The organism is Ralstonia sp. GX3-BWBA, from assembly GCF_003290055.1.
Taxonomy (GTDB): domain Bacteria; phylum Pseudomonadota; class Gammaproteobacteria; order Burkholderiales; family Burkholderiaceae; genus Ralstonia; species Ralstonia holmesii.
The window spans coordinates 124,285-141,540 of sequence record NZ_QMKS01000007.1 but is presented as its reverse complement, the minus strand read 5'-3'; the positions used below and the strand labels follow the sequence as shown (position 1 = coordinate 141,540).

Here is a 17,256-nt window from a genome sequence, read left to right as displayed (position 1 = left end):
CGTGAAGCTGATGGTGCAGGACGGTAACGCAAATGGACACAACAGTCTCCAAGTCAAACCAACTGACGATGACCCTTATGTGGCCACAGGCACGGTGGACGAAGAACTCACGCGTCAAGATGAAGAGCGGCGCGAGAAGCAACGTCAAATGAAGGTCGCGCGAGAAGCCGGATTGGCCCGCGAAGCCGAACTCAATAAGCAAAAGGAGACCACCCGATGAAGTCTCCTGCGAATAAATCAATCACATCAGCTCTATTCTTTAATCGGAGTAACCGGTTATGAAAACCCAATCGATCAGGGCGCTTTTGCTGATCAGCCTCGCCCTACTTGCCAGTTGCGACGACCGCGCGGCCATGGCGGCACGGGATGATGGCGACCCAATGCAGTATGGCGAAGTTAGTGGGCTGAACTACACCCCCTATTACATCCACACCTTCAACCTAAAGGGGCTCGACGACAACGGCATAAAAGGGGGCGGGCCGAATATTCAACCAGCCCGATCCGACGATTTGCCATCCGGCGGAGGTGGAGGGAAATGTTGCGCCTCCTTCCCTAAGAAATGGCGCCCTGGCCTGAAGGTGGTGGTGCGGTGGATTGCCGATAAGAAACTAGACGGTGTCACTTACGGTTCTTGGTACAAAGCCAAAGCGGAGGTGCCGGAGTATGGACCAAGGGCAGGCGCGCTATTTGCCATCTTTCTTCCCGGAGACCGCGTGAAGCTGATGGTGCAGGACGGTAACGCAAATGGACACAACAGTCTTGAAGTCAAACCAACTGACGATGACCCTTATGTGGCCACAGGCACGGTGGACGAAGAACTCACGCGTCAAGATGAAGAGCGGCGCGAGAAACAACGTCAAATGAAGATTGCTCGAGAAGCCGAATTGGCCCGCGAAGCCGAACTCAGAAAGCAAGAGGAGACGAACCAATGAAGGTCTTACGCTGGCCCACTAAGATGCCCGATGGCGGCTTGCTCTCACAAGCAAAAACCGCATATGAGCACGGTAAGAGCAAAGTCATCGACCCACTCGGCTCCTGCGAACAGACCATTCATATCAGCCTGTTCTTCGATGGCACCAACAATAACGATGACGAAGACAACCCGGAGTTCCGAGATTCCAATTGGCAGGCACACACCAACGTGGCACGCCTATATAACGCGGCACGGGAAGAACCCTGGAATGGCATCTACCGGCATTACATCGCCGGTGTTGGCACGATCTTCGAGAAGCTCGGTGAACTCGAATACTCCTCCACAGGCAAAGCCTTCGCGCGCGGCTACGGTTGGCGCTGCGTGTGGGGTTACACGCGCGTGCTGAACTCGATCTACCGAGCAATTGCTGGCGCCAACGCGACGCTTATAGAAAACGACGAAGCCAGACGCCTCTGCCATTCCACTGCTGACGGCTACCGGGGCTTCTCCAATCTCTTCGACATGACACACCGCAAACTCGCCGGCATCCAACGCGACAGGCAACGCGACTGCCAGCGCAACAAGATGGTCAAGCAGGTGTGGATCAACGTGTTTGGCTTTTCGCGCGGTGCAGCCTGCGCGCGCTCGTTCATCGGAAAGCTCACGCGCGATTGGGCACCGAACGGCAAGATTGCTGGAACGATCCCCTACCAGATCAACTTCATGGGGTTGTTCGATACCGTGGCATCCGTGGGGCCACCGGACTCCGTGCGGGCGGCATTTGATTTCGATACGTTCGATGGCCACTTTGCGTGGTCCAGCAATGGCCTCATGAACATTCCCAGAGACGTCAAACGCTGCACCCATTTCTTTTCCATTCACGAACAGCGCATGAGTTTTCCGCTGGATACCATCATGGAGGGCCAAGCCTATCCGGGCGGCGCTGGCCAAAGGCTGGAGGTGGCCTACCCCGGTGTGCATTCAGACGTCGGCGGCGGTTATCCGCCTGGTGCCCAAGGGAAGGCCCGCGCTGGCGATGCCGACAAGCTCAGCCAGATTCCACTGCATCACATGTACATCGAAGCATTGCGCTGGGGTGTGCCGCTTTTGGTTGGTGAGGACGTCAGCAAGAGCCCGTACATGAGGGATGATTTTGCCTTGAGTCAGTCGGTCGTCAATGCCTTCAATGCATGGTTGGACAAAATGGGCGGAATATCGACCGTGACAGATGCCATGCGCATCGGCATGCAGCAGAACCTTGCATGGCGCACGCTGCGCGCACGCTGGAACACTGGCGACTATCTCACCAATCGACCGTTCTTCAAGGCTGCTTCTGAAGACAGCTTGACGCCGTATCAACTGGAATTGCAGGTCGACAAGGCAACGGAAACCGATGCAGAAACCTTGAAGCTGCGCCAGCGCATCAAAGAATTGGCCGCAGGCAGCGCCACTGCAGGGCTGGAAAATGCTTCACGGGGCTACGCCAGTGCGGCGACGAGAGCGGCCCAGATGGTACAGGCTGCCGAACGAGACAAGAAGATGCAGGCAGCCTGGAACGCCATGGCACGCAGGCGGGAGCAACTCTGCCAAAAAATCGCCAGGAAGAAAGACAAGACCCGGCCTGGCGAAGGTGCGGATGAAACCGTCACTAATGATCAGCATGACCTGCGGGAGAGCGCAGAAGAATTCCGCCTGCTGCTTGGCTACCTTCATCCTGAACGGCAGGCCGAGCTTGGTGTTGAGAAAATGCCATCACCGTTGATGGCCAAGATGGAGCGATCGGCGATCGGCCCGGTCGGCATTGGAGCCGCAGCCTACGATGCCTACAAGAATGCAGCCCAATTGCTTTACGTGCGACGCGATCGAAATCCCGACAGCGAGCGTATCAATCTGGTAGACAAAGACATGCATGTGCGAACAGGCCCAGTGGTCGCTGGCGCGCTCAAGACCAAGGCATTCCTGCCAGAGCGCTACGACGTGTTGGTTCTGCCAGCACGCGAAATGGTGGAGAAGCTGCGCGAATGGACTGCACCCAAAGCAGTAGAGCAGTTTGAGCGTCAGAACCGAGCCATCATCGCCCTCTTCGATGACTATATCCATGACAACCGCGCATGGTTTCGCATGCCGTACTTTCATGAGTACGCGCCAGGCGGGTATGGCTGGGCACGAGTGTTCTTTGTCGGCAACGACAACGCCATCAGGCATTTGGGCTTGGAGGAAGATGCGCGCGCGGCGGAACAAGCTGCACGAACAAAAGCGCTTGTGCGTAGTATCAACGCCGGTCCAACGCCAACGCTCGATGAAATGCTGATGGGAGATTGAACATGCTATCCAGGTCCATCATCGTGGTCGGAGACGTCAACTCCAGCAACGGCCCCGTCATCAGCGGATCACCAACGGACACCATTGACGGCAAGCCGATCGCCCGCAAGGGCGATCTCGTGGACTGCCCCGGGCGCTACCCAGATGGACGCTTGCATGGCATCAACACCATCGTTGAAGGTGACGATTCCACGATCGTGAACGGCCAACCGGTGGCTCTGCACGGGCATCGTTGCCGATGCGGCTGCGCACTCATCGGCACCACGACGGGGTATGTCGATGGCTAAACGTCAGCGTTCAAAAAAAGCGCCAGTCTGGCTGGCCGATCAAGGTGCGAAACCTGGCAAGCCGCAGGCCAAATCCGAGCGGAAGGCGCCTGCGGCTGAGAAGAAACTCACGGACATCAAAGGCGCCATCCATGACAATGGCGCCAAGCCCGTGACGGTCGAGGCGTACAGTGAAGCCGCGCTTCAAAAAATGCTGGATCGCATCAAGCGAACGGAGCATCCGTGGGGCTTGAGAATCGCAGCAGGTCGACTACTCAGGGCCATCGCCGATCTGTCTTCCATCAAACACCTCAGACGCGGTCAAATCGGGCACCTGCGTGCCCTGCTGGTGCTCGAAATCCAAACCTTTGAAAAGCTTTGCCATCGGGCGGCCTTTGACCGTCATCACATCGTGGGGGCGAGCTATTGCTTGTGTGCTGCGTTGGATGAAGAGGCGCATCACACCCCATGGGGTGGTGGTGGCAAAGACGGCATTGGCGCATGGCCGCAACACTCGATCACCGCGCAGTTTCACGGCGATCGCGATAGCGGCACCAAGGTGTATCAACTCCTTGCTCGCCTGGTCGAAGACCCCGATGCCAATCTACAGTTGATCTACTTGATCTACTTCATCTTGAACGTGGGCTTCATGGGCTCTTACCGCGTCAAGGAGAATGGCGAACGCGAGCATCAACTGCTGCGTGAAAAGCTCTACGCGATTGTGAAGGCTAGAGTTCCGCCCGTGCCACGGGAGCTTTCACCGTCATTGCACGTCGCCACAGAACGCAACCTCAAGCCGATCGGCGGCGTTCCAGTGTGGTTGACTGCAGTCGTTGGCCTGGTGATTGCCACTGGAACCTATGCGTACTTCCAATTCAAGCTGCACAAGGCACAGGAGGCAACCTTGCAGACAATTGAAGCCATCGATCAGTTGGTCTCCGCCCCTCCGCCCTTGCCCGCGCTTGATGCGCCGAGATCCCGAGCGAATGGCGAGCCCAGTCGCCAGCCATCCGGGGACCGATAGCCATTAGGGCGGCATACAAGCAGCCCCCTGGGGGGCGACGTCGCGTGGGTAAAATTCAGCCCCACCCGTTATGTCCTTCGCTGTTCGAACACCCCGCCATGACCAAGGCACACCGTCCGCCCATTAGCATTACACCCAAACAGCACGCGGACGACTCGCCAACGCTGTCGAAGGGCCAGAGAGCATTCAACGCGCTGATCAGGCAAATTGAGAATCGGCGTAAGCGGCTGGCTGACTGGGAGGCGGCCACCGTTCGGTTCCAGAGCCGATATGCCAGCGAGTTCCTGCCGCTGGAGCGAACCTGCGCCGAGCTGCAGACCCACCTCGTCCGCAGCCTCGATCAGGTCTATGAGCATGACGGCTTTACCAAAGCCGAGCGCCGCAAGATATCCGCCCTCATCGTCGAGCTGACGACAGATCTGATTGACGAAGACCCGAGCCTGAAGGCGCTCTACAACAAATACAGCGGCACGGACTTCGACCGGGAAGCCGCGCTGCAAGCCGCAGCGATGAAGGCTAGGCTGGAAGCGGCACTCGGTGTCGACCTGGGCGACGACACGGATGTCGATTCAGAGGAGGCACTCCTGCAACGCGCCCGCGCGCACATCGAGCAACGGGCCGAGAAAAAAGCCGCCGCAGCAAATAAGCGCGAAGCCCGCCGGGCCGCCCGGAAGAAGTCTCCCAAGCAACTGGCCGCAGAAGCACGGGAAGAAGACGAACAGGCGCAGATCAGCCTGTCCATTCGCGAGGTCTACCGCAAACTCGCCAGCGCCCTGCACCCCGACCGCGAAACTGATCCGCAGGAGCGGGAGCGTAAGACCCGCCTCATGCAGCGCGTCAACGAGGCTTACGACAAGAACAACCTGCTGCAACTGCTGGAGTTGCAGCTTGCGCTTGAGCACATCGATCAGCGCTCAATCAACCACATCAGCGAAGCGCGGCTGACGCATTACAACCAGATCCTGAAAGACCAGGTGCGCGAGCTGGACCGGCAAATCCATCGTGTCGAGACGACGTTTCGGCACACGTACGGCTATCAGCGGTTCGGGGCGCTGCCGCCGGACGCCATCCTGCAAAAGCTCGACATCGACATCGCTGCGCTCCGCCAAAATGTTCACAATATCGTGCAGGATCTTGCCGCCTTTGACGATTTCAAAGACGTGCGGCGGATGCTGAAATCCCGCCCGGCGCTCGACTGATGGCCTGCTGAACTGCGCGCCGATCCAACAAAACGGGCACCCGAAGGTGCCCGTGTTCGTTACAGCGATCGGTCGATTGGCCGATCAGAAGCGGTGCTGCAGGCCCATCGTCACGCCAACCTGGTTGTTGGCGTAGCCGATCACGTCGCGCGACAGGCTTACGTTCTGGCCGTTCTTGGCCTTGGCATAACCGGCAGACAGGTACGCCGTGGTGCGCTTGGACAGCGCGTACTGGCCACGCACCGAGAACAAGATCGGATCGGCATCCGTGCCGTCCTTGATGTTCTGCTTGTACACCGCGCCGTACAGCGTGAAGGCCGGCGTCACGTCGTAGCTGGCGCCTGCCCAGTACATATCGCTGCGCAGGCTGGCGGCCGCCGTCGTGAAGGCGCGCTTGTAGTTGCGATAGCCCGCGAACAGCTTCAGTGCACCGAAGTCGTAGCTGGCACCGGCGTGAATGCCCTGGATGTAATCGGTCGTGTCTGCCGGCGTGGTGCTCGTGCCTGCGCCGTTCTGACGATCCCACGTGACTGCAGCCGAGAAGCCGCCCACGCTGTAGCCGACGCCCAGGTCGTACTTGGAGCTGCTCTTGAAGTTGCCGGCGGCCTCGCCAAAGCCCACGGTGGCGCCAAGCTTCAGGCCACCAAAGGTGCCGTCGTAGCGCACGGCGTTGGAAGCGCGCGAAAACAGGCCGTCCTTGCGATCGCCCGTGGCCGTAGACGACGTGGCCCACGAGTAGTTCGGCGCGTAGCCCATCGGGTCGTACGGCAGCATGAAGTCGTACGTGGTGGTGAACGTGCGGCCTGCCACCACCTGCCCGAAGCCGCCAGCCAGACCGACCACGGCGCGGCGGTCGAACAGCGTGTTGTCGGTGTCGAGCTTGCCGGTGTCGATGGCGATGCCGCTTTCCAGGTTGAACACGGCCTTCAGGCCGCCGCCCAGATCCTCGGTGCCGCGCATGCCCCAGCGCGACGTGTTCTTGCCGCCCGAGACGAGGCGCGTGGCGCTGCCGCCGTTCGGGCCAGCGTGGTTCACATACTCGATACCCGAATCCATGATCCCGTACAGGGTCACGTTGGAGGATTGAGCGGCGGCCGTGCCGGCCGTGGTGGCGGTGGCAAGCGCAACCACTGCCAGCGCCATCGAAGTCTTGTTCATCAGGTCTCCCTTATTCGTTGTCCTTGCGCAAATGCCCCATTCACAGGGCTTTGGGCGGGACGGATCGTATGAGGGGCGCACTTTCAGTTCACTTTCGATTGGCGGGAAATTGCCGGTGTGTGTCGCGGCGTTCTCGGGGGTTTCCCTAGCTTCAAAACATGCGGCGATGTCTGTATTCCTCTGCGGCTGATTGAGAGACGTCCGATATGCGCATCCTGTTGGTGGAAGACAACCTGAAGCTGGCCAGCACGCTGGAAGAAGCCCTGAGCCAGGCCGGCTTCACCGTCGATTGCGTGCATGACGGCCATGCGGCCGACTTGCTGCTCACCACGCAGGACTACGCGCTCGCCATTCTCGACATTGGCCTGCCGCGCATGGATGGGTTGGAAGTGCTGCGCCGCCTGCGCGCGCGCAAGAACCCGCTGCCGGTGATGATCCTGACCGCACATGGCGCCGTGGAAGAACGCGTGCGCGGCCTGAACCTCGGGGCTGACGATTACCTTGCGAAGCCGTTCGACCTGACCGAAGTGGAGGCCCGCGCCCGTGCGCTCATCCGGCGCAGCCACGGCCACGAGAGCACGCAGTTGCAATGTGGGCCGCTGCACTACGACGGCATCAGCGGCGCCTTCACGCTTCACGGCGAACTGCTCGCCCTGACCGGCCGCGAGCGCGCCGTACTGGAAGTGCTGATGCTGCGCGATGGCCGCGCCGTCAACAAAGCCGCCATCTCGGAAAAGATCTTCAGCATCAACGAATCGGTCAACGCCGATGCCATCGAGATCTACGTGCACCGCCTGCGCAAGAAACTCGACGGCAGCGGTGTGGCCATCGTCATGCTGCGCGGGCTCGGGTATCTGCTGGAAGCCACGCCCAGCACACCGGCGAACGCAGGCCGATGAGCCTGCCCACCCTGCGCCGGCAGCTTTCGTTCTGGTTGCTGCTCCCTCTGATGGGGCTGCTCGCGCTCGACGCCTGGCTCACGTATGCGCGGGCCATGACGGCTGCAAACGCCGCGTTCGACCGTACGCTCGAAGCGTCGCTCAAGGCCATGCGCGAGGGCGTGCGCCTTCGCGACAAGCAGTTCGCCATCGACTTGCCCTACCTCGCGCTGGACGTTCTCCAATCGGAAACCGGCAGCAGCGTCTTCTATCGCCTGACCGATGCCAACGGCAAGACGCTGACCGGTTATGACGACCTGCCCATGCCCACAGGGCGGCGGCCGGCGCCCTATCGCTCGGTTTTTTACGACAGCCAGTTCCAGGGCATGCCCGTGCGCCTGGCCGCGCAGGCCGTGCCGGTGCGCGATACCCAGTCGACGCAGATCCAGCTCGTGTGGCTGTTGGTGGGCGAGACCCTGGAGCCCCGCGAGGCGCTGGCGCACGAGATCCTGGCGGGCTCATTGCAGCAGGAGGGCTTGCTGGTGGTGCTGGCGGTCGGCATCGTCTGGTTGGGCATCAGGCGGGGTCTGCGGCCCCTGCGCCAGCTGAGCGAAACCGTCGCCGGACGCGGCACCGATGAGCTTGCCCCGCTGCCGCAGCAGGGCTTGCCGGCAGAAGTCGCTCCGCTGGTCGAGGCCATCAATCAGTATGTGGCGCGCCTGCTGCGCATGGTGCAAGCCCGCAAGCGCTTCTTTGCCGATGCCGCACATCAATTGAAGACGCCGCTGGCCGTGATCCAGGCGCAATCCGAACTCGCCCTGCGCGAACCCGATGGAGACCGCATCCGCCGCCATCTTGAGCCGCTGCACGGCACCGTGCGAGAGGCTGCGCGGGGCGTGCAGCAACTGCTGTCGCTCTCCCGCCTGGAGACCGACAGCGGCTACGCACCGCAACTCCAGCCGCTGCGCCTCGACACCCTGGCCGGGGATGTCGCGCTGGAACTGGCGCCCGTTGCGCGCAAATCCGGCGTCGACCTCGGCTTTGAAGGCGAACCGGTGACGGTGGCCGGCGAGCCGCAATGGCTGCAGGAGCTGATCGGCAACCTGCTCGACAACGCCATCCTCTACGCCGGAAACGGGGCGCGCGTCACGCTGCGGGTCAAGCGTCAGGCGATGGCGATGCTCGGCGAGCAGGCCGTGCTGCAAGTGGAAGACGATGGCCCTGGCATTGCGGTGCCTGAGCGCGATGCGGTATTCGGCCGTTTCTATCGCGGTGCGGCATCGGAAGGCCACGACGGCAGCGGCTTGGGTCTGGCCATCGTCCGCGAGATCGCGCGCCTGCACGGCGGCACGGTCGCGCTGTCGGAAACGCCCGGTGGAGGACTGACCGTAAGCGTCTACCTGGCGCTGGCATTGGCTGAAGAGCCGGCCACCTGAACGCGGGTTGCTGCACGACAACATTGTCTTCGCAGGGCCCGCGCACCTCGCCCAACGCCGTGCACCGTTTGCGTGACGACGCGGCGCACCATTTCCACGCAGCCTGCACGGCCCGCTGTTCCGCCGAAATTGGTTCCATCCGCGCTCTGTTATGCCCGCCGCACGTGGGCTGGCATACGACCTAAACTCAAACACATCGCCACCACCGCACGATCGACCGCCGAGCTTGCTCGGGCAAGGCATCCGGGGTTTTCCCTATTGTGGTGCCACGGGCCGCACGCCCGTAGGCCGCGCCCGAGGTGTCGCCAAAAATGGCTCCATCAAATAACCAGGATTGGGTCCACTTTGCAGAACAATGAGCCGCTATAGTCCATCAACAATTCGTCACAACACGGCATGTTGACCGACCCGAATGGATCGGAGAACGGCAGGAGGCAGTAATGAAGACCGACGACGTGATCGTCAGCTTTCGCGGTGTACGCAAGACGTATGACGGCGAGACCCTCGTGGTCAAGCATCTGGACCTGGACATCTACCAAGGCGAGTTTCTGACTCTGCTCGGCCCCTCCGGCTCGGGCAAGACCACCTGCCTGATGATGTTGGCTGGGTTTGAATTTCCGACCGGCGGTGAGATCCGCCTGGAAGGCGCCCTGCTCAACAACGTGCCGCCACACAAGCGCAACATCGGCATGGTGTTCCAGAACTACGCGCTGTTTCCGCACCTGACGGTGGCGCAGAACGTGGAATACCCGCTGACGGTACGCAAGATCCCCGCTAGCGAGCGTGCAGACCGCGTGCACAAGGCCCTGCAGATGGTGCGCATGGAAGGCTTTGCCAAGCGCTACCCCGCCCAACTCTCGGGCGGCCAGCAGCAGCGCATTGCGCTGGCCCGCGCGCTGGTGTTCGAGCCCAAGCTCGTGCTGATGGACGAACCACTGGGCGCACTCGACAAGCAACTGCGTGAACACATGCAGTACGAGCTGAAATCCCTGCACGAAAAGCTGGGCGTGACCTTCGTCTACGTGACGCACGATCAGGGCGAGGCGCTCACCATGTCCGACCGCGTGGCCGTGTTCGACAAGGGCATCGTGCAGCAGCTCGACACGGTGGACAGCCTCTACGAACGCCCCTGCAACGAGTTCGTCGCCAACTTCATCGGCGACAGCAACACGCTGCGCGGCACCGTCACCCGCGTCGAAGGCGACTACTGCGAGCTGCAATTGAACGACGGCGCCCGCATCATGGGCCGCAATATTGCCGGCGCCAATGTGGGGGCCACCGCCACCGGGTGCATCCGCCCCGAGCGCATGCGCCTGGCTGAGGGTGCTTCCGCTGCCGGCAATGCGTTGCAGGGCCAGACACGCGGCCTCGTCTACTTTGGCGACCACGTGCGCATGCGCTGCGCCCTGCCTGATCAGCCTGAATGTTTCGTGAAGGTGCCGCTGGGCACGCGCGCGCTCGAAGGCTTTGCGCCGGGCGCGCCGATCCAACTCGAATTCGCACCGGAACACCTACGCGTTTTTGCATGACCTTGCATGACCCATGCGGGCATCCCCGCCCGCATGTCACCACCATACGTTGTACCCACACACCAAAAAGAGGAGCCAAGATGAAACACATCGCAAAGACGCGTCTCTCCGTATTTGCCGGCGCGTTCGCCATTGCATTCGGCGCGCACGCGGCCGAACTCACCGTCGTCAACTTCGGCGGCGCCAATGGTGACGCACAGAAGGCCGCCTTCAACAAGCCGTTCGAGGCGCAGACCGGCAACAAGGTCACCGTGGTCGAGTACAACGGCGAGCAGGCCAAGATCAAGGCCATGGTCGAAGCCAAGCACGTCAACTGGGACGTGGTGGAAGTCGAATCGGGCGACATCGGCCGAGGCTGTGATGAAGGCCTGTTCGAGAAGCTCGACTGGAGCAAGATCGCCAAGAAGAGCGATCTGATCCCCGAGTCGCCGAGCACCTGCGGCGTGGGCTTCTTCGTGTGGTCGACCGCGATGGCGTACAACGCCGACAAGCTCAAGACTGCCCCGACCGGCTGGGCCGATTTCTGGGACGTGAAGAAATTCCCGGGCAAGCGCGGCATGCGCAAGGGTGCACGCGGCAACCTGGAATTCGCATTGATGGCCGACGGCGTGCCGGTCAAGGACGTGTACAAGGTGCTCGCCACCAAGGACGGCCAGAACCGCGCGTTCAAGAAGCTCGACCAGCTCAAGGCGAACATCCAGTGGTGGGAAGCCGGTGCGCAGCCGCCGCAATTCCTGGTGGCGGGTGACGTGGTGATGTCCACCGCGTTCAACGGCCGCATCGACGCCGCGCAGCGCGAAGGCAAGAACCTGAAGGTGGTCTGGAACGGCAGCATCTACGACCTGGACTACTGGGCCATCCCCAAGGGCACGCCCAACAAGGCGCTGGCCGAGCAGTACATCGCCTACACGCTGTCGCAGAAACCGCAGCAGGAGTACGCCAAGCACATCGCCTACGGCCCGGCCAACGTAGCGGCCATCAAGGCGCTCGACGCGAAGACGCAGGCGAACATGCCGAACTCGCCGGAGAACGCGAAGAACGCTGTGCTGCAGAACCTGCAGTTCTGGACTGACCACGGCGACGAGCTGGAACAGCGCTTCGCCTCGTGGGCTTCGAAGTAACCGCATAGCGGTGTAACGCAGTGACCGCGCGGATGCCCTCGCCCCATGGCAAGGCATCCGCCGGACGAATTCCCGTAGCGATGGCGAGGCAGCATTGAACACCATGACGATCGCGGCTGAATCGGTTCCTGATTCGACGGCCAAACTCAAACGCGAATTGAAGAGCGCTGAGGCGCGCAGGCGTGCCATGGCGCTGGCGCTGGTGGCGCCGCTCGCCATCTTCCTGCTGCTCATCTTTGTCGTGCCGATCGGCGCCCTGCTCACGCGCGCCGTGCAGAACCCCGAGGTGGCCGATGCGCTGCCCAAGACGGGCATCGCCCTGAAAGACTGGGACCGCAAGAGCCCGCCGGCCGACGCCGCCTACGCCGCGCTTGCCGCAGACCTCACGATCGTGAGCGAAGGCGAAGCGATGGGGGCACTGGCCCGCCGCCTCAACACTGAAATTCCGGGCTTCCGCTCGCTGGTCGCCAAGACGGCGCGGGCCATGCCGCTGGCTGACGACCAAGGCAAGCCATTGGCGCTGACGCCTGCGCAGACCCGCGCCAAGCTCCTCGAACTCGACGATCGCTGGGGCGATGTCACGTACTGGCAGGCCATCGCCAAGAACAGCAGCCGCACGTCGCCGTTCTACCTGCTGGCCGCGCTGGACCACCGGCAAGATGCCTTCGGCCATATCGAAGCAACCGACCCCGACGAGCAGATCTACGTGACGGTGTTCATCCGCACCTTCGTCATCAGCGCAATGGTGACGGTGTTCGCCCTGCTGCTCGGCTACCCGCTGTCATACTGGATCGCCTCGCTGCCGGAGCGTCGTGCCAATCTGGTCATGGTGATGGTGCTGATCCCGTTCTGGACGTCCATCCTCGTGCGCGTGGCAGCGTGGATCGTGCTGCTGCAGACCGAAGGCCTCATCAATCACGGGCTGATGGACCTCGGCATCATCAAGGAGCCGCTTGCGCTGCTGTTCAACCGCGTGGGCGTGTACATCTCGATGACGCACATCCTGCTGCCGTTCATGATCCTGCCGCTGTACAGCGTGATGAAGTCGGTCCCGCCCACGTACCAGCGCGCGGCGGTGTCGCTGGGCAGCCATCCGTTTGCTGCGTTCTGGCGCGTGTATGTGCCGCAGACGTATCCGGGCATCGGTGCCGGCGCGCTGCTGGTGTTCATCCTCGCGCTGGGTTACTACATCACGCCCGCGCTGCTCGGCGGCCCGAACGATCAGATGGTCAGCTATTACGTGGCCTACTTCACCAACGTCACCATCAACTGGGGCATGGCCTGCGCGCTGGGCGCCCTGCTCTTGCTGGCCACGCTCGTCCTGTACGCGGTGTACGGGCGCTTTACGCGACCCAAGGTTCGTGTCGGCTAACGGAGAACATCGACCATGAAACTCGCCAAACCGATGTTTGCCCCGCACACCTCGCTCATCGAGCGCATCTGGTACTTCTCGCTGCGCGGGCTGGCCGTGCTGACGCTGCTCTACCTTGTGCTGCCGGTGCTGGTGATCGTGCCGCTGTCGTTCTCGTCGAGCACGTTCCTCTCGTACCCCATCCCGAGCTATTCGCTGCGCTGGTATCAGAACCTCGTCACGTCTGACGAATGGCGCATGGCGGCCAAGAACAGCTTCATCGTCGCGCCTGCGGCAACGATCGTGGCAACGGTGCTGGGCACGCTGGCCGCCATCGGGCTGAACAAGGCCGACTTCCGTGGCAAGGGCCTGCTGATGGCGGTGCTGGTGTCGCCGATGATCGTGCCCGTGGTGGTGGTGGGTGTGGGCATGTACCTGTTCTTTGCACCGCTGGGGCTGGCCAACACGTATATCGGACTGATCCTCGCGCATGCGGCGCTGGGGGTGCCGTTTGTGGTGACGACGGTGCTGGCGACGCTGCAGGGGTTCAATCACAACCTCGTCCGGGCGAGCCTGTCGCTGGGTGCCAACCCGGTCATGACGTTCTTCCGCATCACCCTGCCCGTCATCGCACCGGGCGTGATTTCCGGGGCGCTGTTTGCGTTTGCCACCTCGTTTGATGAGGTGGTGGTCACGCTCTTCCTTGCCGGGGCGGATCAGGTGACGCTGCCGCGACAGATGTTCACCGGTATTCGCGAGAACATCTCGCCGACGATTGCTGCGCTGGCGACGATTCTGATTGTGTTCTCGACGGGTCTGCTGCTGACGTTTGAGTGGTTGCGGGGGCGGGCTGCGGCTAAGGCGGTGGCGTAAGTTTTTTTGGGTTTTGGTTGTTGTTTGGGCTTCTGGTCGGGGTTTGTTTCTTGTGGTTCATCCCTTGTTTCATCCCCTGCCGGGGCTGACTCACTTTCTTTGTCTTGCCAAAGAAAGTAAGCAAAGAAAGGCGCCGCATAGGGCAACAAAGTCAAAGGACAAAAACCAAACACTCTGGGCGCTCGCCCAAACGACAAGGCCAACCGCGCGATGGGTTGGCCTTTTTCTTTTGACGTTGAGCCCTTGATGGCGCCCCGCGACACAAATCCAAGGAGTCTTTCGCCATCTCGGGCGCGCCTTTCTTTTGCCTACTTTTCTTTGGCAAGACAAAGAAAAGTAGGTCAGCCCCGCGAGGGGGTAAAACCATCAATGGCCAGTGCGCCCAGCATCAAACCGCGACAGCTCAAGGCCTAGCGAGCAGCACTGCTTACAGGAACATCCCGCCCGAAGCCTCGATGCGCTGCGCATTGATCCACCGGTTATCCGGCGACAGCAGCGAAGCCACCACGCCACCAATGTCATCCGGCACACCAGCGCGGCCGAGCGCAGTATTGGATGCCACCATCGCGTTCAAATCGGCGTTGTCGCGGACGGCACCGCCGCCAAAGTCCGTCTCGATGGCGCCCGGCGCCACCACGTTCACGGCAATGCCGCGCGGGCCGAGTTCTTTGGCGAGGTAACGCGTGAGCACCTCCACCGCACCCTTCATCGCCGCATACGCGCCGTAGCCCGGCAGCGCAAAGCGCGCGAGACCCGACGAGACATTGACGATGCGGCCGCCGTCGGCCATGAGCGGCAGCAGAATCTGCGTGAGGAAGAACACGCCTTTGAAGTGCACGTTCATCAGTTCGTCGAACTGGGCTTCGGTGGTTTCGGCCACTGCGGCGTACACCCCCATGCCGGCGTTGTTGACGAGGTAATCGAAGCGCTCGGCCTTCCACTGTGCCAGCACACCGCGCACGGCATCAGCAAAGGCGGGGAACGTGGCGATCTTGCCGGCGTCGAGCTGCAAGGCGGCGGCGCGACGGCCCTGGGCAGTCAGTTCAGCGACCAGGGCATCGGCTTCAGCGCGGTTGCTTCGGTACGTAAAGATGACGTCGGTGCCGCGCTGGGCAAGCTTCTGCACCATGTTCTTGCCAAGGCCGCGGCTGCCGCCGGTGATGATGGCGATGGGGGTGTGGGACTGTGTCATGTCTGCTCTCCGGTTGGGTTTGGGGTGTCGAACACCGTGAGAACATGGTATTGGGCGACTAAAAAAGAATAAATCTCGCCTATCCTATCTCTGTGTTTGTCCACAGATAACAATCGATCCGCCCGTCATGTCCGCCAATCGACTCGAAGCCATGCAGATCTTTGTGCGCGTGGCCGAACTTGCCAGCTTCACACGCGCAGCCGAAGCCCTGAGCATTCCCAAACCGGCCGCCTCGGTGGCGGTGCAGCAGCTGGAAACGATGCTCGGCACGCGCCTGCTCCACCGGACCACCCGCAAGGTGCAGCTCACGCAAGACGGCCAGACCTTCTACGAGCGCTGCCAAGACCTCCTGGCCGACATGGACGAACTGCAGACCATGTTCCGCCAAAGCCCTCAGGCGCTGCGCGGCCGGCTGCGTGTAGACATGCCGGTGGGCGTTGCACGCCGCATCGTCATCCCCGCCCTGCCCGCGCTGCTCGATGCGCACCCTGAGCTGGAAATCGAACTCTCCAGCACAGACCGCCGCGTGGACCCGGTGCGTGAAGGCTTCGACTGCGTATTGCGCATCGGCAACCTGACCGACAGCAGCCTCATCGCGCGCCCGCTCGGCCAATTGCATCAGGTCAACTGCGCGAGCCCCAGTTACATCGCACGCCACGGCATGCCGAAAACGCTCGAAGACCTCGATCACCATCGCATCGTCCATTACGTGCAGACGTTGGGCACGAAGTCGCCGGGGTGGGAATACACGGTGGATGACCGCTCCGCATTCCGGCCGATGAAGGGCGCGGTGACCGTCAGCTCAGCCGAGAGCTACGACGCTGCGTGCCGCGCGGGGCTCGGGATGATCCAAGCGCCCGTGTATGCGGGGCTGTCGTCGGCGATTGCGGACGGTACGCTGGTGGAGGTGATGCCCGATTTTCGGCCGCTGCCGATGCCGGTGTCGCTGGTGTACCCGAACCGGCGAAATCTGCCGGTGCGGGCACAGGTGTTCATGAACTGGATGGCAGAGCTGTTGGCGCCGTACCTGGAAACGGCATCGAGCGGGCGATAGTGTGGGCGGTTACGGCCCGCCCACACACGCATCACGCTACTGTGCCGGTTTGTCGCTGCGCTTTTTCAGGTTGGCGCGTAGCGCATCGCTCATCGCCATGTCGAGGTTTGCGCCAGCCGGCGGGATGGGTGACTCGAACCATTTCTTGTACAGCGCTGTGAACTCGCCGGATTTCATGAGGCGCGTGATGGTTGCATCAACGAGCCGCTTGAAGGCAGGGTCGCCCTTGCGGACCATGCAGGCGTACGGCTCGACCTGCAGGGTTTCCGCCACGACTTCCAGCGCAGCCGGATTCGCAGAATTGGCACGCAGGCCGTACAGCAACACATCGTCCAGCGCCAATGCCGACGCTCGGCCGGTTTCCACAAGCTTCAGCCCGTCTGCATAGTCCTTGCCGGAGATGATCTGGACGTCGATGTTGTGGTCGACGGCAAATTTCTTCAGCACCTTCTCGTTCGTGCTGCCGGCTGTGCTGGCGACGGTCTTGTTCGCCAAGTCCGGATAGTTCTTGATGCCCGAATCGCGCTTGGTCAAGAGGCGCGTTCCCGCGTAGAAGAAGTTGATGGAGAAGGCCACCTCCTTGCCCCGCGCGCTGGTGTTGGTGGTCGATCCGCATTCGAGGTCGTAGGTGCCATTGACCAGAAGCGGAATCCGATTCGTGCCAGTCACTGGAATCGAATCGACCTGCAGAGATGGTTTCTTCAATCGTGCGCGCACATCGTCGACGATGGCTTGCGTCAGATCGACCGAAAATCCGACGGCCTTGTTCGGGGCCAGCAGATAGCTGAACGGAACCGCCGCTTCACGATAGCCAACCGTGATCTTGTCTGCCGCTGCGATCTTTTCCAGAGTCTGTGCTTGGATGCCCTCCGCAGCCACCGCCAGACCGGCTACGACAAGCGTGGAAGCGAGTGTGCGAATCATGTTCATTTGCGTCTCC

Annotated in this window: 15 protein-coding genes and 1 pseudogene; 13 read left to right on the top strand and 3 right to left on the bottom strand. The window is 61.7% G+C overall.

Annotation, left to right across the window (positions count from 1 at the left end; all coding sequences use genetic code 11):
* The 6 genes and pseudogenes from DOD19_RS06860 to DOD19_RS06835 all read left to right on the top strand — a co-directional run.
* Positions 1-220 (top strand): annotated as a pseudogene (locus tag DOD19_RS06860) (DUF3304 domain-containing protein); the annotation flags it as partial.
* 58 nt (positions 221-278) lie between these two features.
* Positions 279-932: a DUF3304 domain-containing protein gene (locus DOD19_RS06855; RefSeq protein WP_024975622.1), complete on the top strand. Its 654-nt coding sequence runs from the start codon at positions 279-281 to the stop codon at positions 930-932.
* Positions 929-3,235, top strand: a complete 2,307-nt coding sequence (locus DOD19_RS06850) for a DUF2235 domain-containing protein (RefSeq protein WP_024975621.1) — start codon at positions 929-931, stop codon at positions 3,233-3,235. Before DOD19_RS06855 ends, DOD19_RS06850 begins: the two co-directional genes overlap by 4 nt.
* Before the next feature lie 2 nt (positions 3,236-3,237).
* Positions 3,238-3,522: a PAAR domain-containing protein gene (locus tag DOD19_RS06845; protein ID WP_112184777.1), complete on the top strand. Its 285-nt coding sequence runs from the start codon at positions 3,238-3,240 to the stop codon at positions 3,520-3,522.
* Positions 3,515-4,525: a type IVB secretion system protein IcmH/DotU gene (gene icmH / locus DOD19_RS06840; protein ID WP_112184775.1), complete on the top strand. Its 1,011-nt coding sequence runs from the start codon at positions 3,515-3,517 to the stop codon at positions 4,523-4,525. The genes DOD19_RS06845 and icmH overlap by 8 nt, the downstream gene beginning before the upstream one ends.
* 98 nt (positions 4,526-4,623) lie before the next feature.
* A complete protein-coding gene (locus DOD19_RS06835; RefSeq protein WP_112184773.1) occupies positions 4,624-5,724 on the top strand; it encodes a J domain-containing protein in 1,101 nt (366 codons plus the stop codon).
* Positions 5,725-5,808: 84 nt separating this feature from the next.
* On the opposite strand, the gene DOD19_RS06830 is transcribed toward DOD19_RS06835, so the two are convergent.
* Positions 5,809-6,882 carry a porin gene (locus tag DOD19_RS06830; protein ID WP_112184771.1) on the bottom strand — a complete coding sequence of 358 codons (1,074 nt, stop codon included), beginning with the start codon at positions 6,880-6,882 and terminating at the stop codon, positions 5,809-5,811.
* A gap of 206 nt (positions 6,883-7,088) precedes the next feature.
* On the opposite strand from DOD19_RS06830, the gene DOD19_RS06825 reads away from it, so the two are divergent.
* From DOD19_RS06825 to DOD19_RS06800, 6 genes are all read left to right on the top strand, one after another.
* Positions 7,089-7,781 carry a response regulator gene (locus tag DOD19_RS06825; RefSeq protein ID WP_024975617.1) on the top strand — a complete coding sequence of 231 codons (693 nt, stop codon included), beginning with the start codon at positions 7,089-7,091 and terminating at the stop codon, positions 7,779-7,781.
* Complete coding sequence (locus DOD19_RS06820; RefSeq protein ID WP_112184769.1) at positions 7,778-9,196, top strand: sensor histidine kinase; 1,419 nt, start codon at positions 7,778-7,780, stop codon at positions 9,194-9,196. Before DOD19_RS06825 ends, DOD19_RS06820 begins: the two co-directional genes overlap by 4 nt.
* 440 nt (positions 9,197-9,636) lie before the next feature.
* On the top strand, positions 9,637-10,725 hold the full coding sequence (locus DOD19_RS06815; protein ID WP_024975615.1) for an ABC transporter ATP-binding protein: 1,089 nt from the start codon (positions 9,637-9,639) through the stop codon (positions 10,723-10,725).
* 80 nt (positions 10,726-10,805) lie between these two features.
* Positions 10,806-11,846 (top strand): ABC transporter substrate-binding protein, encoded by a 1,041-nt coding sequence (locus DOD19_RS06810; RefSeq protein WP_024975614.1) that lies wholly within the window; start codon positions 10,806-10,808, stop codon positions 11,844-11,846.
* A gap of 103 nt (positions 11,847-11,949) precedes the next feature.
* Complete coding sequence (locus tag DOD19_RS06805; RefSeq protein WP_162634356.1) at positions 11,950-13,218, top strand: ABC transporter permease; 1,269 nt, start codon at positions 11,950-11,952, stop codon at positions 13,216-13,218.
* Positions 13,219-13,233: 15 nt separating this feature from the next.
* Positions 13,234-14,070 carry an ABC transporter permease gene (locus DOD19_RS06800; protein ID WP_024975612.1) on the top strand — a complete coding sequence of 279 codons (837 nt, stop codon included), beginning with the start codon at positions 13,234-13,236 and terminating at the stop codon, positions 14,068-14,070.
* 427 nt (positions 14,071-14,497) lie between these two features.
* Here DOD19_RS06800 and DOD19_RS06790 read toward each other — a convergent pair whose 3' ends face one another.
* Positions 14,498-15,262, bottom strand: coding sequence for an SDR family oxidoreductase (locus DOD19_RS06790; protein WP_024975611.1), 765 nt, complete (start codon positions 15,260-15,262; stop codon positions 14,498-14,500).
* Positions 15,263-15,389: 127 nt separating this feature from the next.
* Here DOD19_RS06790 and DOD19_RS06785 point away from each other — a divergent pair, with 127 nt between their 5' ends.
* Positions 15,390-16,316 carry a LysR family transcriptional regulator gene (locus tag DOD19_RS06785; RefSeq protein WP_112184762.1) on the top strand — a complete coding sequence of 309 codons (927 nt, stop codon included), beginning with the start codon at positions 15,390-15,392 and terminating at the stop codon, positions 16,314-16,316.
* Positions 16,317-16,352: 36 nt separating this feature from the next.
* Here DOD19_RS06785 and DOD19_RS06780 read toward each other — a convergent pair whose 3' ends face one another.
* Complete coding sequence (locus tag DOD19_RS06780; protein WP_024975609.1) at positions 16,353-17,246, bottom strand: transporter substrate-binding domain-containing protein; 894 nt, start codon at positions 17,244-17,246, stop codon at positions 16,353-16,355.
* Positions 17,247-17,256: the final 10 nt, after the last annotated feature.